General features: G+C 68.8%; 1 pseudogene. It reads right to left on the reverse strand.

From position 1 onward, the window contains the following. Positions 1-551: pseudogene (locus CFB40_RS37615) on the reverse strand (acetyl-CoA C-acetyltransferase); the annotation flags it as partial.

A 551-nucleotide genomic window follows, 5' to 3' on the forward strand; every position in this document is an offset into this window, starting at 1 on the left:
CCGCGAATGCCTCGTTGATCTCCATCAGGTCCAGGTCGCCCGGCGTCCAGCCCGCGCGCTCCAGGCACCGGCGCGATGCCGGCACCGGGCCCATCCCCATCACGCTCGGATCCACGCCCGCGTTCGCGTATGCCTTGATCCGCGCCAGCGGCGTCAGGCCGAGTGCCGCCGCCTTCTGCGCCGACATCACCAGCACCGCCGCCGCGCCGTCGTTCAGCCCCGACGCGTTCGCCGCCGTCACCGAGCCGTCCTTCGAGAACGCCGGCTTCAGCCCGGCCAGCGATTCCGCCGTCACGCCGTGACGCACGAATTCGTCGGTGGCGAACTGCAGCGGCTCGCCCTTGCGTTGCGGAATCGCCACCGGCACGATTTCATCGTCGAAGCGGCCGGCCTTCTGCGCCGCTTCCGCCTTGTTCTGCGACAACGCCGCGAACGCGTCCTGCTCTTCGCGCGTGATCCCGTATTCCTTCGCGACGTTCTCCGCCGTGATGCCCATGTGGTACTGGTTGTACACGTCCCACAGGCCGTCGACGATCATCGTGTCGACCAGC

The sequence above is a fragment of the Burkholderia sp. AU31652 genome, assembly GCF_002223155.1.
Lineage (GTDB): Bacteria > Pseudomonadota > Gammaproteobacteria > Burkholderiales > Burkholderiaceae > Burkholderia.